This is a genomic window from Pelagibacterium halotolerans B2 (genome assembly GCF_000230555.1).
In the GTDB taxonomy this organism is placed as follows: Bacteria; Pseudomonadota; Alphaproteobacteria; order Rhizobiales; family Devosiaceae; genus Pelagibacterium; species Pelagibacterium halotolerans.
Genome location: NC_016078.1, coordinates 2,160,404 through 2,177,373, shown reverse-complemented (window position 1 = coordinate 2,177,373; position 16,970 = coordinate 2,160,404). Strand labels below are relative to the sequence as shown.

General features: G+C 61.6%; 20 protein-coding genes. 8 read left to right on the top strand and 12 right to left on the bottom strand.

Translation table 11 applies throughout. The annotated features are described in order from the left end of the window. Positions 1–61 precede the first annotated feature (61 nt). The 5 genes from petA to KKY_RS10645 all read left to right on the top strand — a co-directional run bounded on the left by petA (position 62) and on the right by KKY_RS10645 (position 3,645). Positions 62–586 (top strand): ubiquinol-cytochrome c reductase iron-sulfur subunit, encoded by a 525-nt coding sequence (gene petA / locus KKY_RS10665; RefSeq protein ID WP_014131355.1) that lies wholly within the window; start codon positions 62–64, stop codon positions 584–586. Positions 587–600: 14 nt separating this feature from the next. Further along, a complete protein-coding gene (locus KKY_RS10660) occupies positions 601–1,854 on the top strand; it encodes a cytochrome b (protein WP_014131354.1) in 1,254 nt (417 codons plus the stop codon). 22 nt (positions 1,855–1,876) lie between these two features. Further along, on the top strand, positions 1,877–2,701 hold the full coding sequence (locus tag KKY_RS10655) for a cytochrome c1 (protein WP_014131353.1): 825 nt from the start codon (positions 1,877–1,879) through the stop codon (positions 2,699–2,701). 129 nt (positions 2,702–2,830) lie between these two features. After that, positions 2,831–3,034 carry a hypothetical protein gene (locus tag KKY_RS10650; RefSeq protein WP_014131352.1) on the top strand — a complete coding sequence of 68 codons (204 nt, stop codon included), beginning with the start codon at positions 2,831–2,833 and terminating at the stop codon, positions 3,032–3,034. 77 nt (positions 3,035–3,111) lie between these two features. Continuing rightward, positions 3,112–3,645, top strand: coding sequence for an adenine phosphoribosyltransferase (locus KKY_RS10645; RefSeq protein WP_014131351.1), 534 nt, complete (start codon positions 3,112–3,114; stop codon positions 3,643–3,645). 30 nt (positions 3,646–3,675) lie between these two features. On the opposite strand, the gene KKY_RS10640 is transcribed toward KKY_RS10645, so the two are convergent. Further along, positions 3,676–4,518 (bottom strand): SDR family oxidoreductase, encoded by an 843-nt coding sequence (locus KKY_RS10640; protein ID WP_014131350.1) that lies wholly within the window; start codon positions 4,516–4,518, stop codon positions 3,676–3,678. A 90-nt stretch (positions 4,519–4,608) separates the two neighbouring features. On the opposite strand from KKY_RS10640, the gene KKY_RS10635 reads away from it, so the two are divergent. Next, entirely contained in the window at positions 4,609–5,013 is a 405-nt protein-coding gene (locus KKY_RS10635) for a winged helix-turn-helix transcriptional regulator (RefSeq protein ID WP_014131349.1), read from the top strand. Between the two features lie 153 nt (positions 5,014–5,166). Here the strand turns inward: KKY_RS10635 and KKY_RS10630 are convergent, their stop codons facing one another. From KKY_RS10630 to KKY_RS10605, 6 genes are all read right to left on the bottom strand, one after another. Then, a complete protein-coding gene (locus KKY_RS10630) occupies positions 5,167–5,520 on the bottom strand; it encodes a DUF423 domain-containing protein (protein WP_014131348.1) in 354 nt (117 codons plus the stop codon). Then, positions 5,517–6,068 (bottom strand): MaoC/PaaZ C-terminal domain-containing protein, encoded by a 552-nt coding sequence (locus KKY_RS10625; RefSeq protein ID WP_014131347.1) that lies wholly within the window; start codon positions 6,066–6,068, stop codon positions 5,517–5,519. Before KKY_RS10625 ends, KKY_RS10630 begins: the two co-directional genes overlap by 4 nt. Further along, positions 6,065–6,553: a MaoC family dehydratase gene (locus KKY_RS10620; RefSeq protein WP_014131346.1), complete on the bottom strand. Its 489-nt coding sequence runs from the start codon at positions 6,551–6,553 to the stop codon at positions 6,065–6,067. Before KKY_RS10620 ends, KKY_RS10625 begins: the two co-directional genes overlap by 4 nt. Before the next feature lie 61 nt (positions 6,554–6,614). Then, positions 6,615–8,282: an ABC transporter ATP-binding protein gene (locus tag KKY_RS10615; RefSeq protein WP_014131345.1), complete on the bottom strand. Its 1,668-nt coding sequence runs from the start codon at positions 8,280–8,282 to the stop codon at positions 6,615–6,617. Between the two features lie 70 nt (positions 8,283–8,352). After that, on the bottom strand, positions 8,353–9,000 hold the full coding sequence (locus KKY_RS10610) for a hypothetical protein (RefSeq protein ID WP_041529336.1): 648 nt from the start codon (positions 8,998–9,000) through the stop codon (positions 8,353–8,355). A gap of 5 nt (positions 9,001–9,005) precedes the next feature. Continuing rightward, positions 9,006–9,449 (bottom strand): DUF305 domain-containing protein, encoded by a 444-nt coding sequence (locus KKY_RS10605; RefSeq protein WP_014131343.1) that lies wholly within the window; start codon positions 9,447–9,449, stop codon positions 9,006–9,008. Between the two features lie 165 nt (positions 9,450–9,614). Here KKY_RS10605 and KKY_RS10600 point away from each other — a divergent pair, with 165 nt between their 5' ends. Together KKY_RS10600 and KKY_RS10595 are read left to right on the top strand one after the other, a co-directional pair. After that, positions 9,615–9,971 carry a YciI family protein gene (locus KKY_RS10600; RefSeq protein WP_014131342.1) on the top strand — a complete coding sequence of 119 codons (357 nt, stop codon included), beginning with the start codon at positions 9,615–9,617 and terminating at the stop codon, positions 9,969–9,971. Continuing rightward, positions 9,968–11,203, top strand: a complete 1,236-nt coding sequence (locus tag KKY_RS10595) for an RNA polymerase sigma factor (protein WP_244404005.1) — start codon at positions 9,968–9,970, stop codon at positions 11,201–11,203. The genes KKY_RS10600 and KKY_RS10595 overlap by 4 nt, the downstream gene beginning before the upstream one ends. A gap of 27 nt (positions 11,204–11,230) precedes the next feature. On the opposite strand, the gene ychF is transcribed toward KKY_RS10595, so the two are convergent. From ychF to KKY_RS10565, 5 genes are all read right to left on the bottom strand, one after another. Continuing rightward, positions 11,231–12,328: a redox-regulated ATPase YchF gene (gene ychF, locus KKY_RS10590; protein ID WP_014131340.1), complete on the bottom strand. Its 1,098-nt coding sequence runs from the start codon at positions 12,326–12,328 to the stop codon at positions 11,231–11,233. Between the two features lie 1,492 nt (positions 12,329–13,820). Then, complete coding sequence (gene pth, locus KKY_RS10580) at positions 13,821–14,531, bottom strand: aminoacyl-tRNA hydrolase (protein ID WP_014131338.1); 711 nt, start codon at positions 14,529–14,531, stop codon at positions 13,821–13,823. A gap of 112 nt (positions 14,532–14,643) precedes the next feature. Next, positions 14,644–15,282 (bottom strand): 50S ribosomal protein L25/general stress protein Ctc, encoded by a 639-nt coding sequence (locus tag KKY_RS10575; RefSeq protein ID WP_041528705.1) that lies wholly within the window; start codon positions 15,280–15,282, stop codon positions 14,644–14,646. Positions 15,283–15,463: 181 nt separating this feature from the next. Continuing rightward, positions 15,464–15,727 carry a hypothetical protein gene (locus KKY_RS10570; protein WP_139304944.1) on the bottom strand — a complete coding sequence of 88 codons (264 nt, stop codon included), beginning with the start codon at positions 15,725–15,727 and terminating at the stop codon, positions 15,464–15,466. A 244-nt stretch (positions 15,728–15,971) separates the two neighbouring features. After that, positions 15,972–16,904, bottom strand: coding sequence for a ribose-phosphate pyrophosphokinase (locus tag KKY_RS10565; RefSeq protein ID WP_014131335.1), 933 nt, complete (start codon positions 16,902–16,904; stop codon positions 15,972–15,974). Positions 16,905–16,970 lie beyond the last annotated feature (66 nt).

Genomic DNA, 16,970 nt, shown 5'->3' with positions numbered 1-16,970 from the left:
ATTAGCGGCGTCCGGCGGATATCAGAACAAGTTTGTGCAGGCCTTTTGGGGATCTAGAGCTTTGGCGACAGCGAGCGAAACAAAAGCGACACGACGCGATTTTCTTTACATCGCGACCGGTGCGGTCGGTGCAGTCGGGGTGGCGGGAGCCGCCTGGCCGCTTATCAATCAATTGAACCCCGATGCCTCGGTTCTGGCCCTGGCCTCGATCCGCTTCGACGTTGCTCCGGTGGCCGAGGGGTCGTCGGTGACCATCATGTGGCGCGGGCTTCCGGTCTTTGTCCGGCACCGCACTCCGGCCGAAATCGAAGAGGCGCGGGCCGTGCCGCTTTCCGAACTCAAGGATCCCCAGACCGACGAAGAGCGGGTGCTCGAGGGGCACGAGGAATGGCTCATCATGGTCGCCAACTGCACCCATCTGGGCTGCGTGCCGGTTGGAGAATCGGGCGATTACGACGGCTGGTTCTGCCCCTGCCACGGGTCGCACTACGATACTGCGGGCCGCATCCGTCGCGGGCCGGCGCCGAGGAACCTCGTCGTGCCGCCCTATGAGTTCGTGTCCGACACTGTCGTGCAGATCGGTTAAGGGGAGTAGAGGGCATGGCCAATCACGCTGGCAATTATACGCCGGGCACCGGAATCGAGCGCTGGCTCGACGACCGCCTTCCCATCATCAGGTTCTCAAAAGAACATCTGATGGACTATCCGACGCCGAAAAACCTCAATTACTGGTGGACCTTCGGCGCGATCCTTACCTTCATGCTGGTCATCCAGATCGTCACCGGCGTCATTCTGGTGATGCACTACACGCCGCATGTGGACCTGGCCTTTGCCTCGGTCGAGCACATTCGCCGTGACGTCAATTTCGGCCGCATCATCCAGGGTACCCATGCCGTGGGCGCTTCGATGTTCTTTGCCGCCGTCTATGTCCATATCTTCCGTGGCCTTTATTACGGTTCTTACAAGGCCCCGCGCGAGGTCATCTGGATGCTGGGCGTGATCCTGTTTATCCTTTTGATGGCGACCGCTTTCATGGGCTACGTTCTGCCCTGGGGTCAGATGAGCCTTTGGGGTGCCACGGTCATCACCGGTATCTTCTCGGCCATTCCGCTGGTCGGCGAAGCGATCCAGACCCTGCTTCTCGGCGGGTTCTCGGTGGCCAATCCCACGCTCAACCGCTTCTTCTCGCTCCACTACCTCATCCCCTTCATCATCGCCGCCGTCGTCGTGCTCCACATCTGGGCGCTGCACGTTCCGGGCAACAACAACCCGACCGGCGTTGAAGTGAAGGAAAGCCGCGATACGCTGCCTTTCCATCCCTACATCACAATGAAGGATCTCTTCGCGGTCGTTGTGTTCCTCATTCCGTTCGCCTGGTTCGTGTTCTTTGCGCCCGATATCCTCGGGCACGCCGACAACTACATTCCCGGCAACCCGCAGGTCACGCCGACCCATATCGTGCCCGAATGGTACCTGCTGCCGTTCTATACGATGCTGCGCGCCATCGACTTCAACGTGCTGTTCATCGACTCCAAGCTCGGTGGTGTCATCGCCATGGGTGGCTCGCTGCTGATCCTGTTTGCCCTGCCCTGGCTCGATACGTCCAAGGTGCGCTCGGGTTCGTTCCGCCCGCTGTTCCGTCCGTTCTATTGGCTGTTCGTGATCAACTTCATTGCGCTTGCCTATCTGGGCGCGCAGTCGGCGGAAGGCATTTACGTGCTGCTGGCCAAGATCTGCACGGCCTATTATTTCGGCTACTTCCTCATCATTCTCCCGATCCTGGGACGTATCGAAAAGCCCGCGCCGCTTCCGGCCAGCATTTCGGAAAGCGTGCTCGGCAAGGCGAATGGCTGACAAGGCGCGAAGGACAATTACAATGCTTAAGAAGACGATCCTTGGCGTATTTGCCTTTGCTGCGGTGGCCCTTGGGGGCGCCATGGTGCAGGCAGCCGAAGAATACCCCCATACCGACCAGCAGGACTGGAGCTTTGCCGGCATTTTCGGCACGTACGACCAGAACCAGCTTCGCCGTGGCTTCCAGGTCTATCGCGAAGTCTGTTCGAGCTGCCACGGCCTGGAGTACATCTCCTTCCGCAATCTGCACGAGGAAGGTGGGCCCGAATACAGCGAAGACCAGGTTCGCGCCCTTGCTGCCGAATACACCGTCGCCGATGAGATGGCAGAGGGCGGCGAGCGTGAAGGCGTGCCGGCCGACCGGTGGCCCAATCCCTTCCCCAGCGAGCAGATCGCGGCCGAGGCCAATGGTGGCAAGGCGCCGCCCGATCTTTCGCTGATGGCCAAGGCACGGGGCATCCATATGGATTTCCCCTGGTGGGTCTTCAATTATTTCACCGCCTATCAGGAAGCCGGCGCGGATTACATCTACAATCTGCTCACCAGCTACGAGGAAGCACCCGAAGGTGTCGAAGTGGCGCCGGGGCTGCATTACAACGAGTATTTCTCGGGCCATTTCATCGCGATGGGGCCGCCGCTTTCCGATGGCATCGTGTCCTATGCCGACGAGGCGACGCCCGAGACACTCGAGCAGTATTCATTGGACGTTGCCGCCTTCCTGCAATGGACTGCCGATCCGCACATGGTCTCGCGCAAATCGACGGGTTTTTTGGTGATCTTGTTCCTCGTCGCGCTGTCGGTCCTGATGTATCTGGTCAAGCGCCGCATCTGGCGCGATGCCCACTAAAGTGAGTGAAAAGGGCCCTGCGGGGCCCTTTTTGTTGCGGCAAATTTCGCCCTTGTTCGGTAAGATCAAATTCTTCATTGTAACGCTGGTGACGCTGCAATCGCGATCGGGATCGATTGGAGGAAGACGATGTCGGTTTTTCGGGTAGCCAAGACGGCAGCCTTTCTGGCTCTGGCGGCCAGCCGCAATCCCATGGTCCGCTCGGCTATCAAGGCCGCTCCCAATCTTGTTTCCGAGGAACGCAAGCGGGCCGCCTATGAGGCGACCAAGCGCGCGGCGCGCAAGGCGGGGGAACTGACGGCAAGGGTCGTCCCACCCAACCGCTATTTCTAGCCCGGCATTTTCCCCCGCACCGGCAACGCCGCGCATCAGCCGGTTCGTATCGACCTCATTTTTCGGAGCTCTGTTTCATGTTCACCGACCTCAAGGCGCTCGTGCGCTCGATTCCCGACTATCCCAAGCCCGGGATCATCTTTCGCGACATCACATCGCTGATCGAAGATTCGGCGGGCTTCAGCGAAAGCTGTGAGCGATTGGCCGCAGCACATCGGGGAAAGGACATCACCAAGGTCGCGGGCATCGAGGCGCGGGGCTTTATCTTTGGCGCCGGCGTCGCCATTGCGCTCGGCGTCGGGTTCGTTCCGGTGCGCAAGGCCGGCAAACTGCCCGGTGAAACGATCGGCCAGAACTACGCGCTGGAATATGGAGTGGACACCATCGAAATCCATGCCGACGCCGTCGATGGCGATGATAACGTATTGCTGATCGACGATCTGATCGCCACCGGCGGAACCGCTATCGCCGCGGTCTCCCTGCTGCGGCGCACGGGGGCCAAGGTCGAACACACCGGATTCGTGATCGATCTTCCGGACATCGGCGGTGCCGAGAAATTGCGGGCCCATGGCGTTGCCGTCGAAGCGCTGATGACATTCGAGGGCCATTGAGAGCGGCCCTTTGGCCGCTCTCCAGCACCGTTATTTGAGCGCTTCGGCGACGGCCTGTTCCAACGTCTGGGTCGGGCGGCCGAGCAACTTTCCCAGTGTCCCGCTATCGTCGGCAAAGGCACCCGCTCCCGCTTTCGCATCGCTATCCGCCAGCATCTCCGCTAGGGGCGCCGGTAGCCCGATGCCTTGGAGAATTTTCGCATATTCGGCCTTGGGCAGGTCGGTATAGACGACCGGCTTACCCGACTGGCGCGAAACCTCGGCGGCCAGTTCCGCCAGCGTATAGGCCCGATCATTGCCCAACTCGTAGATCTTGTCCGCATGGCCATCGGAGACCAGGACATTGGCGGCCGCCTGAGCCAGATCGCCGCGATTGGCGGTATTGAGCTTGCCGTCGCCGGCTGACCCGATGATGGCGCCATTGGCGAGTGCTGCGCCGAGATTGCCCGTGTAATTCTCGGTGTACCAGGAATTGCGCAGGATTGTGTACTTAATGCCGGATGCCTTGATAGCTGCTTCGGTCTCGCGGTGTTCGGGCGCCAGAACAATCTCGGACGTGTCGGCGTGCAGCAGGCTCGTATAGATTATGTTGTTCACCCCGGCGCGGACGGCGGCGTCAATCACGGCTTTGTGCTGGGGCACGCGCCTGCCCACCTCGCTGCCCGAGATCAGCAACAGTTTTTCGACGCCTTCAAGGGCGGGCTCGAGGGTTTCGGGCTCGTCGTAATCGAAAAGGCGCGTGGAAATGCCCAGGTCGGCTCCCTTGGAGAGATCGCGCACCAGCGCGATTGTCTGGTCGCCCAAGCCCTTTTCCTTGAGCGCTGCGATAACGAGACGGCCAAGCTGGCCGGTGGCTCCGGTAACTGCGTACATGCGATCGACTCCTGTTTTGTCATGTTGCGCAGACCGACATAAAGACTTAACTTACGAAAAGTAAGTACGCACGCAAAGGTAAGTATCAAGATGGCCACGAAGGATACTCCGCACGCCAAGGGCCCTCTGGCGCATGCCATGGAACGGGGACAACTGTTTTCCGAAGCGTGCCCATCCCGCGAGGTGCTCAAACATCTCACCAGCCGGTGGGGCGTTCTGGTGCTGATCGCGCTTTTGCAGGGAACCCACAGGTTCAGCGCGTTGCGGCGCAAAGTCGGCGGCGTCAGCGAGCGCATGCTTGCCCAGACGCTGCAATGGCTCGAAGAGGACGGGATGGTGGACCGGCACGCCTATCCGGTCGTCCCGCCCCATGTCGAATACAGCCTCACGCCGCTGGGACGCGAGGCTGCCGAAAAGGTGAGCGGGCTGGCCGACTGGATCGAAACCAACCTCCCGCGGATCGGGGCCGTTTGGGAGGAAAGGCGGGCCGGCTGATCGGTCGGCCCCTCAACGCTCTACACCGACGAAAGCCGCTTCTGCACAGAGACCGGCAAGGACTATGCTGGGCACGAAACGGTGAACCGCAGCGCCGGGGAATGCGCTCGTGGCATCGTCCACACCAGGCCATTGAAATGTATTCTCATCCTGTCAGTTGCGTCGTCCGAAAACGCCCCCCAACAGCACCAGCAGCCAGCCCGCGATCAGTGTCATGCCGCCGAGGGGGGCGAGCAGAGGCAGCGGCGATGCGCCGGCGAAATAGCGCAGTGCCAGATCGGCGCAGAATAGCCCTGCGCCAATCATCAGGCCGATCAGGGCCAAATTGAATATGCGCGGCAGTGGGACCAGCGCCAGGGCGAGAATGGCTGGCGCGTGGGTCAGCGCGATCAGCGAATAGGGGCCGAGCAGAGCGGCCCCGGCGTGGGAGGAAGCGGCCGCCGCGGCAATTCCGGATGCACCGAGCAGCCCGGCGAGAACAATGGCAAGGCGCTCGAGCGGGGTCATCTGCGCACCAGGCTTTTGAGCCCGGGCACCCTGGCCAGGGTTATCATGGCCCGCAATTTCAATGGCATCGTGTAATCACGCCGCTTGGAAAACCCCACAAGATCGATCGAATAGACGAGTTCGCCGTCCTGGTTATGCGCCTCGATCAGATTGAACAGCAGGCCCCAGCCGGGGATGGAATTTGACGGCCGCTTTCCTGTGACCGTCAGCGTATAGCGCACGGTATCTCCGGGACGAACGGGGGCCTTGAAATCCATACGATTGACGCCGGGTGACGGCCCCGAGACGCCGGGTTCGCCGCCTTCGGCACGTACCACGTCCTGTTCGGCCTCCAAACGGTCGACCATCAGGCGGTGCCCGACGCTGACCGTGTGCCAGCCCGAGGCGACAAGCCCGCCGAAATGGGACAGGGCTGCGGCATCGGCATCGACGTGAAAATATTGCGGGTCGTACAGCTTTCCGAAGCGAATAATCTCTTCGGCGGTGAAGGTGTGACTGCCCAGGTCGAACGGGAGATCGATCTGAACGTCTTCGAACCATCGGGTCATTGAACACCCCCTGCAGCGGAAGGATCGCGCACTTCGACGAGATTGGTGAGGTTGAGGGTCATCACCTGCTGGTTCTTCTGGTTGCGCATGTCAAAGCCGATGGTGACGATGCCCATATTGGCATGGCTTACCGACCGGCGCAGCGAGGTGATCGTCGCGGTGCCGGACAGCGTATCGTCCTTCATCAGGGGGCGTTTCCATTTGAGGTCGGTAAAGCCCAGCCCACCCATCGAGGCGATCTTGGAAAGGAACGCATCGACCAGCATGCGCAACGAGAGCGCACCGGTCTGCCAGCCGCTCGCCGCCAATCCACCGAGCAGGCTTTCCTTTGCCGCCTTTTCGTCGAGGTGAAAGGGGAAGGGATCGAACTCGGTGGCAAATTCGATGATGTCGGCCTTAGAGACCTTGAGCGGGCCCAAAGGTATGGTTTCGCCGACCGTCAGGTCCTCGAAATGGCGCCGATCTTTGGTTATCGGATTGGTCACTTGGTTGTCCTAAACGTCAACATCGATTGTGCCCCATGGAGGAACGGGAGGCAAGGGGGCATCAGGGCCCATTGGCTGGCGCAATGCGGACCACCGTGTCGCCGGGCGCGATAACGCTGAGCCGGTGGGTGATGGCGATGATGGTCACCTGATCGCAGATGCGCCGCAACTGGTCCATGATGTCCTTTTCCGTGTCGGCGTCGAGGGCGGAACTCGCCTCATCGAGAAGCACGATGGCGGGATCGGCATAGAGTGCGCGGGCGATGGCGATGCGCTGACGTTCGCCGCCCGAAAGCTTGAGCCCGCGTTCGCCCACCACCGTTTCAAACCCCTCAGCGAGGCCGTCGATGAAGGCCAGAACCGAGGCGCGCTCGGCCGCCCGGCGCAGGCGGGTCTCATCGTAGGGACGACCGAGCACGATGTTGGTGGCCAGCGTGTCGTTGAGCAATGCCACGTCCTGTGGCACGGCGGCGACATGGGCGAACCAGTCGGCCCGAGAGACGGCGTCGATCGGGACGCCATCGACTGTGATCGTACCCGACTGTGCGTTCATGGATTTGAGCAGCAGCTTGAACAGTGTCGATTTGCCCGAGCCCGTATCGCCGGTGATATAGGTGATCGTGCCGCGGCGGGCGACAAAGCTCGCGCCTTCAACCCCGCGGCCGTTGGGGTAGAGATAGCCGACATCGGCAAAGGTCACCATTCCCTCGGCGAGGGCGAAGTCGCCGGCGCGTTCGAAATCGTCATGGGCCTGGGCCTGCCACATGCGGGCGAAGGGCAGGAACTTGGAATAGGACTGCGCCATCTGCTGGATGGCCTGCCCCATCATCTGAAAAGGCATGTTCAGTTGCAGCAGCAGGGAATTGAACAGCACAAGATCGCCAACCGAGAGGCTAGATTGGGCGACCCGGGGCACGAGCAGCCACAGCGTCAGCGCGAACTGGACCGCCAGCGCCAGCCCGAACAGCAGGGCATAGCGCACATGGGTCATCGCATAGCGCCGCCAGGCCTGGTGGGCCGAGTGCTGGCGGGTCGTGAACTGGCCGATCATCCAGCGCGCGGAACTGAACTGGCGCAGGGTGTCCATGCTGGAAATGGCATTGCCGATAAAACGCGAACTGGCCTGTGAGTGTTCAATCGCCTCGTCGAGATGGGAGCGGGTTTTCCGGGTCGCCCGCGCCACCAATGCGATATAGGCGATGCCATAAGCCACGACGATCAAAGCGATATCGGGGCTGAGCACGGTGCCGAGCATCACAAGGCTCAAGATCACCTGCAGCCCGCCGGGCAACAGGGCGGCGAGGCTGAATTGGACCACGATATTGAGCGCTTCGAGCCCGCGATGCTGGGCGGTTTCGATTTCGACCGGGTTGTGATCGAGAAAAAATCCGGACGCCTTTCCGGCGATGCGCTCGAAAAATGCTGTCGAGGTGACGAAGTTCAGGCTCTCCGACGTCATGAAGGTCAGAAAGCTCGACATCCTCTGGATCATGAATGCGGCGCCCATCAAAGCCGCATAGCCCATGAATCCCCAGACAAGCGGCTGGGCGAAATTGGCAGGATCAAGCCGGTCGATCAGGCGGGAGAAGACGAAGGGCGCGGCGATGGTTGTCAACGTGCCGAGGACCGTCAGCAGGACCACCAGGGCCAGAATGCCCCGTGCCGACCGCAGATATTTGCCCATAATGGATTTGAGCGGCGGAGAGACAAGCGCCAGATCGAATCGCATTTTCCTCTCCTGGCGCACCGGGCAGAGCACGATAATCGATTCGCCGTGGCAGGAAACACTTGTCGGGCGGTCAGCGCGTTTTCCTGATCTCGTCGAAGGATTTGTCGAGGCTGGTGCGGACCAGGGAGGTTACGAGACGTGGATAGTCCCGCCTGTCCACGTGTTTTGCCAGCCCCTGTGCCGTGTGGGGCAATCCAAGTTCTTTGGCGGCATCGAGGCTCTTTTTGTCGGCGAAGGGATAGAGTTCACCCCAGACGGTCTGCACCTCGCGAAAGAAGATATCGACCCCGACGTCGCCAAGTCCCTTGAACACCTTGAGTGCCGTTCGCATCCGCGCTTGGTCCCCGTCGGCCTTGTCGCGCAAAGTGCGCAGATCGCCATCATAGGTTTCGATAAGGTGTTCGGCGGTATCGCCCAGCATGCGCGATGTGCTTTCATCATAGCGGGCGTAGCCGTTTTTGTTGAGCACCTCGACACGTTCTTTCCATGTCGCGTCTTTCAGCTTTTCCGGCGTCGTCCAGCCCGCATCGGCGAGGGCGGCGGCAGCATCGAGCGCCTGGGCTGCGCCGATACGGGCGCTGAACAGGATCGAGGCGCAAAGCCAGCGAGAGAGCGGGGAGGCCGTGTTGTCGGCTATGGGGATATCGAGTTCGTCGCAATAGGTCCGCCCGTATTTATCGAGCAGCGCATCGATTACCGCTTTATGGGGTGATGTCATTTCGTTCACTCCAGTTCCGCGATCAGAGCTTTCATCTCATCGATCTCGCTGCGCTGGGCTTCAATTATGCGGTTGGCGAGATCGAGAACGCGGGGATCGGAAAGGTTTGCGTTTTCGCTGGTGAGAATGGCGATGGAGTGGTGCGGGATCATCGCGCGCATCCAGGATACCTCGTCGACGGTGGCCTGTGAGCGCACCAGGTAGAGCGAGCCCGCAAACACCGTGATGGCAACGAAGTAGATGCCGATATTGAGCGCGGTGTTCCTGTACATGCCCAGCATGAAGCTGAGCATTACCACCGCCATGGTGGCGCCCATCAGCAGGGCCATATAGGCGCGGGTTTCACTGAAAAAGATGTGATCGAGGGCGTAGGTGTTGAGGTACATCAGCCCGAACATCACCAGCGTCGAGGTGACGATCATGGCAAAGAAGCGAGCGTAGCCATTCATGTCCGATCCTCCGGGGTTGATTGGGTGCAACGGCAGCAAACTGCTATCGTTCCAGCCGCCCCTGTTGCAGTGGATTTTTTTGTCCATGCAATGTCGATTGCGCGGTTTGCCGGACGACATCTGGGTGCACGATGATGTGCCTTCAAAGTCGAAAGGACCAATTTTATGCGTTACATGCTCATACTTCACGCTGACGAGGTTGCCGGCGCGGCCATTCCGCCCGAGCAGATGAAGGCCGCCATGGACCAGATGGGAGCCTATGCCCAGGCGCTTGAAAAAGCCGGGGCGTTCATTGCCACCGAAGCCCTCGATTTTGCCGCCAAAGGGTCGCTGGTTTCGGTTCGCGATGGGGAGACGCAGGTCCAGGATGGTCCGTTTGTGGAATCCCGCGAGCAGTTCGGCGGCTATTTCATCATCGAAGCGGCCAATGAGGATGAAGCGCGCCAATGGGCGGCGCGGTGTCCGGCGGCGTTCTGGGGAACAATAGAGGTTCGGCGCATCCGCGACCGGAGCGAATATTGAGGCCGACGAACCCGGCACTGCAGGCGGCAGAGCGCGTGGCTCGCGAAAGCTACGGACGGCTGCTGGCCCTGCTTGCGGCGCGCACCAGGGACATTCCCGGTGCCGAGGATGCGCTGGGTGAAGCGCTGGCGGCGGCATTGCAGCAATGGCCGGAACAGGGTGTTCCGGCCAATCCCGAAGCCTGGCTGGTGGCGGTGGCCCGTCGCAGGCAGGTCGATGCGGTGCGCCGCCGCGTCACCGCCGAGGCTGGAGAGGAACATCTGGCAATGATTGCGAGCGAACTCGAGAATGGCGCGACAGGCGCGGGGACGGCCTTTCCGGATCGGCGGCTGGCCCTGATGCTGGCCTGCACCGATGCAGGGATCGAGCCGGCGATGCGCACGCCCTTGATGCTTCAGGTTCTGTTGGGGCTCACGGCCGGAGAGATCGGGGCGGCTTATCTGGTGTCCCCTGCGACAATGGCGCAGCGCCTGGTGAGAGCCAAGGCGCGGATCGGGGAGCTGGGCCTCAAATTCGAAGAGCCCGAGCCCGACAGCCTTGCCGACCGCCTGCCGGCGCTGCTCGATGCAATCTATGCGGCGTTCACCAGCGATTGGGTCGGGCGCGACAGCCGAAAGCGGGCGGAGGAGGCGATCTGGCTTGCGCAATGCGTCGTGGCTCGGGTCCCGTCCGACCCCGAGGCGAGGGGGCTCTTGGCATTGCTTTTGTATCTGAGCGCGCGAATGAATGCGCAGCGCGACCCCGAGGGCCGATATGTTCCGCTCGCCGAACAGGATGTATCGCGTTGGGACCATCGTGCGATCGATGCGGCCGAGGCTCTGCTGCATGCGGCCAATCAGGACGGGCCGAGTGGGCGCTACCAGATCGAAGCCGCTATCCAGTCGGTCCATTGCGCCCGGCGCAGCAGTGGAAAAACCGACTGGGCGGCGATCGGCTCGCTCTATGACCTGCTGTTTGCCTTGCTGCCCTCGCCCGTCGTCCAACTCAACAGGGCGCTGGCCCGCAGCCAGACCGAAGGGGCGGCGGAGGTGCTCGCCGAGATCGTCCAACTGGGGCAGGATCGGCGCATGGCATCCTATCAGCCCTATTGGGCAGGACTGGCACGCCTGGCTGCCGATGCGGGTGACCGGAAGACCGCGCTTGAAGCCTATGGCGTGGCCATGGGGCTTACGGCAGATCCGGCGGTGCGCGCCTACCTTACGGCGCGCCGCCGGCTATTATTGGATGGGTAGGGAACGGGCGCTGCGGGCACCCCATTTTCAAGTGTTGAACTTGAAGAGCATCACGTCGCCATCCTTGACGACATATTCCTTGCCTTCGTCACGGGCCTTGCCCGCTTCCTTGGCGGCGACTTCCCCGCCCAGCGCGACGAAATCGTCATACGCGATGGTCTGGGCGCGGATGAAGCCGCGCTCGAAATCGGTGTGGATGACGCCGGCGGCCTGCGGCGCCTTGGTGCCGACGGGAATGGTCCATGCGCGGGCTTCCTTGGGGCCGACAGTGAAATAGGTCTGCAGGTGCAAGAGTTTGTAGCCCTCGCGGATCAGCTTGTTGAGGCCCGGCTCTTCCAGCCCGAGCGAGGACAGGTAATCGGAGCGGTCGGCGGCGTCGAGCCCGGCCAGCTCGGCCTCGATCTCGGCGCAGATGATCACCGTGCGGGCCTCGTGGCCTTTGGCGTAGTCCTCGACCTTCCTGGTGTGCTCATTGCCGGTCGCGGCGGCGGATTCATCGACATTGCAGACATAGAGTACCGGCTTTGCGGTGAGGAGCTGGAGTTCCCTGAACGCCTTTTCCTCGTCGGGCGCGCGCTCGGTGTGGCGGGCGGGCTTGCCCTCTTCGAGCAGCGCCTTGGCGCGGTTGACCAGGTCAAGGGTCAGCTTGGCGTCCTTGTCGTTGGCGCGGATTTTCTTTTCCAGGCCCCCGATGCGCTTTTCGAGGCTTTCGAGGTCGGCCAGCATCAGTTCGGTCTCGACCACTTCGGCATCGGCGATAGGGTCGACCTTGCCGGCAACATGGACGATATCGTCGTTTTCAAAGCAGCGCAGCACATAAGCGATGGCGTCGCATTCGCGGATATTGGCGAGAAACTGATTGCCCAGCCCTTCGCCCTTGGATGCGCCCTTGACCAGCCCGGCGATGTCCACGAACGAGAGCCGCGTGGGGATCACTTCTTTCGATTTGCCGATCTCGGCCAGCTTGTCGAGCCGTTCATCGGGCACCGAAACCTCGCCGACATTGGGCTCGATGGTGCAGAATGGAAAATTGGCGGCCTGGGCCGCCGCAGTCTGGGTGAGGGCGTTGAAAAGCGTCGATTTGCCGACATTGGGCAGACCGACGATGCCGCATTTGAAACCCATGATGGAACCTCGGAAATGGCGCGAAACGCGCTCGAAAAATCGTTGGGCCTTAACTCGTGCAGGAGCGGGGAGAAGTCAAGAGAAGCCGGACATGCCAAACCCTCCGACGGCGATATCGCCTCGGTTTCTGATTGCCATTCGAGCTTGGCTCTCATGGCCTTCTCACCTCCAATCGTCCCACCGGCACGATTGGCCGAAGGACGGATCGAAGTAGACGGCATGGGGCGATGAACGCTCCGCATGATTTAGTTTTTATATGAAGCGATCATCGCCCCACGCATCCGGGATTTTTGGCTTATGGCGGCGTCTCGGGCTGGGGTTTGTCGTCCGGGATATTGGCTTTTTTTAGTGGGTCGGTTGGCGAACCGGGAAACCGGTGCCCACTTTCCCTGCCAACCTCCCGTCGGTGCCCCTCTCCCTTTCGGGAGTACGACGTGGATACCACTCCTCGCCCGGCCATCTGTCCGCTTTGGGCCTTCCCTGCGGCGACCCGCAAGGAACCCGGATCGGCCTGTCGGATGGGATCGAAGTGCCCGAGGGCCGATGCGGTCCTAAGGCTCGGACCCATGCTCCCCCTTCTCCAATCCCGCCCTCACCGGAAGCTCGTATGCATCCTCGTCTCTGGTGCGGCCGTGCGGGAACAATGGCACGGGGGTAAGGGAGCGGGGATAAAGTTTTTTGCACGGCATTTCCACCTTCACCCGCGTCATCCTCGGGCTTGACCCGGGGATCTGCGCTGGGTCCGCGCGCGCAGCAGAAGTGGAGATCCGTCGCGCTTCATTGTTTCCCAACCCCTTCACCGGCGTCCCGATGCAGCGGATCCCCGGGTCAAGCCCGAGGATGACGATGGGGGTGGGGCGAGTGGGGTGATGGAGCCGAGAAGGTGGCCCAAGCCCCATTGCTATCTTGGACATGATCCGGGACCCAGCAGCCTTGCCCATGCTCCGGTGCGTTAAGAGAGGCACATGGGCCCCGGCCTTCGCCGGGGAAGCGAGGGAGGGTGAGGCTTGCTCGCCGGCACCTCCCCCTCTCCATCGTCATCCTCGGGCTTGACCCGGGGATCCGCAACGCTGCTGTTGTGCAGCGCAGAAGTGGCGACCCCTCGCGTCTCACGGCTCCTCAACCCCTTCACCGGCTGCCCGATGCAGCAGATCCCCGGGTCAAGCCCGAGGATGACGATGGGGTGGGTGAATGTCTGGTGATGGAGCCGAGAGCATGACCCGACACCCTTCGCTGTCCCGGACTTGATCCGGGACCCAGCAGCCTTGCCCATGTTCCGGTGCGAGAGGAGAGACACATGGACCCCGGCTTTCGCCGGGGAAGCGAGGGAGAGGAAAGAGCGGCGGCGATGGAGCGGGAAGCCGGGGGAGCGGCGGGGCAGAGGAGCGAGGAGGGGCGCTGGCGGCGATCCGTCGACCGGTCTCCAATTGACTCTGCCGCACACATCTGTGTCGGGGGCTTGAGCGGGAGTGAAGCCCTAACCGTCGCGGCCTCAGTTCTTCTTCCCGAACAGCTTTTTGAGCATGTCGGCCATGGGGCCGGATTCGGGGAGTTTGCTCTGGGGAGCCGATTGGCGGGCCTGCCGGACATGGCTTTGGGCCTTGGGCGCGGACTTATCCGCTTCGGACTTCGATGCGGTAGGAAGGGCGAGCGCAAGCTTGTTCATCAGCCCCGCCGCGTCACCCTTGGCAATCAAAGCGGCATTTTTGGCAAGCGCGTCGAGCAGGGGTTCGAGCCATTCGTTATCGGCCTTGTGGAAGTTGGAGAGCACGTGGGAATGCACACGGTCCTTGTGACCGGGATGGCCGATGCCCAGGCGGATGCGGACGAAATCCTTGCCCAGATGGCTTTCGATGGAGCGCAGTCCGTTGTGGCCGCCATTGCCGCCACCGGTCTTGACGCGGACCTTGCCGGGGGCGAGGTCGAGTTCGTCATGGACAACCGAGATGTCGGAGGGGGTGAGCTTGTAAAAACTCGCGGCCTGCGCAACCGAGTCGCCCGAGCGGTTCATGAAGGTCTGGGGCTTGATCAGCATGATCTTTTCGCCATCGATCACGCCTTCGGAGATAAGGGCGGAAAATTTCTGGCGAAAAGGTGGGAAACTGTGCTGGCGGGCGATCTCGTCGACGGCCAGAAAGCCGATATTGTGCCGGTGAGCGGCATATTCGGCGCCGGGATTGCCGAGCCCTACGATCAGGTGCATCGCATCTCTCCGGGAACAGTAGGGCCGGCGGCTCTTTGCTGGTCACGCTTCCGAACCGGAAAAGTGGATGCCACTTTTCCTGGAAGCGCTCCGAGCCGCCGGCCCGAAGGTTTTAGTCTTCGTCTTTTTCTTCTTCGCCTTCATCGGCGGTATCGTCTTCAGCGCCTTCAGACGAGCGCAGGGCAGACGGTGCCGCGATGGTGGCGATGGTGAAGTCGCGATCGGTAATGGTCGGGACAACGCCCTTGGGCAGATCCACGGCCGAGATGTGCAGCGAGTCGCCGACTTCGGACTTGGACAGGTCGACCACGAGATACTCGGGGATCGAATCGGCCGGCACGGTCACTTCCACGGTGTGACGCACGACGTTGAGCACGCCGCCCTTCTTGAGGCCGGGGGACTTTTCCTGGTTTTCGAAATGGACAGGAACTTCGACCGTGAGGGTCGAATTCTTGCCCACGCGCAGGAAGTCCACATGCACGAGGAAGTCGCGCACGGGCTCAAGCTGGTAATCCTTTGGGATCACGCGGTGCTTGTCGCCGTCCACGTCGATCTCGATGACGTGCGAAAGGAACCCGCCGTCATGGATCTTGCGGAACGTGTCCTTGTAGGAAATCGCGATGGAAAGAGGGGCTTTCTTGTCGCCGTAAATAACGGCGGGAACCAGACCTTGACGACGCAGTTCACGAGCGGCCCCCTTGCCCACCCGGTCCCGCACCGAAGCCTTCAGCTCGACGCTCATGGAAATCATCCATTGGTTGGGTGCGTTTCTCCGGATTTTTCCTTGTCACGTTTCCGAACCGAAAAAGTGGTGTCCACTTTTTCTGGAAACGCTCCGAACGAAACGCGCGCCCGTCCTCCAGGGGTGACGAGCGCTTCATGGAGCGGGTCTATACAGGAGGCAGGAAAATTGGGCAAGAGGCCCGATAGCGCTAGTCTTCGTCTTCCGCCAGGGCCTCGAGCCCGCGCCGGCTCATTTCTTCGAACGCGGCGGCGCGCAGGGTCAGCGCACGTTGGGTCAGAGGTCCGTCGGGGTCGTGATGGACACGGAAAAGACGGCTGGTGCCGAAACGCTTGTGCATGTGCACAAGCATGGCATCGGGCCAGCTTGGAATTTCGTCGAGAAGAGCGGACAGCTCGCTCTCGGCGCTTGAGCGTGGGGCCACCAAGGGGTGGCGGGGAGGGGTCTTGGTCACTGATACTTCCACATACGCAGCGTACGCGGTCATGGCTGGCTCGCCCCACCGGATCTTCCGCAAAAAGGGAAAATGCCGGAGCCAGTCCAAAGTTCCGCGCGCTGGCAGCGCTTGTGGCTGAGTCGTGGCCATCGGTCAAAATTCCCTTCGCTCTGTTCCGATTGGACAAGCGTGCGGGATTCGCCGGCTCGGGGGGAGCCGGGGCCAATCCGGGGGTGGGCGTTAAGTTGTCGTTAACCGATCGTCAGTCGAAAAGGCTCGAAACCGACTGCTCGGACGCGGTGCGCGCTATGGCCTCGCCGATCAGGGTTGCGATCGAGATGTGACGGATCTTGTCGACTTTGGCGACGGCTTCGGTCATTTCGATGGAATCGGTGGTGACCAGCTCCTTGAGCCGCGATTTGGCGATACGGGCCGGCGCGTCGCCCGAGAGGACGCCATGGGTGATATAGGCCGAGACTTCCTTGGCGCCGGCATTGAGCAGCGCTTCGGCGGCGTTGACCAGTGTGCCGCCGGAATCGACGATGTCGTCGATCAGGATGCACGACTGCCCCTCGACGTCACCGATGATGTTCATCACTTCGGAGACCCCGGCACGCGGACGGCGTTTGTCGACGATAGCCAGTTGCGCGCCGATGCGGTTGGCCACGTTGCGGGCCCGCAGCACGCCGCCGACGTCGGGAGAAACGATCATCACCCTGGAGGTGTCGTAGTTCTCGGCGATATCGCGTGTGAGAACCGGCGCGGCGTAAAGGTTGTCGGTCGGGATATCGAAAAAACCCTGGATTTGCGGTGCGTGCAGATCCAGGGTCAGAATGCGGTTTGCACCGGCGTGGGTTATGAGGTTGGCCACGAGTTTGGCCGAGATCGGCGTGCGCGGGGCCGATTTGCGGTCCTGACGCGCGTAACCGTAATAGGGCAGGACCGCCGTGATGCGGCGAGCGGAAGACCGGCGCATGGCGTCGATCAGGATCAGCAATTCCATGAGGTTGTCATTGGCCGGAAAGGACGTCGACTGGAGGATGAACACATCCTCGCCACGCACGTTTTCGTGGATCTCCACGAAAATCTCCTTGTCGGCGAATTTCTTGACCGAGGCGTCGGTCAGCGGAATTTCGAGATAATCGGAAACGGCCTTGGCCACGGTGAGGTTTGAGTTGCCCGTCACCAGCTTCATGGTCAGCCTCTATGTGTGCCCTGATCGCCAGAGGCCGCCAATGCCCCGAGCTTGTGGGGCGGACGT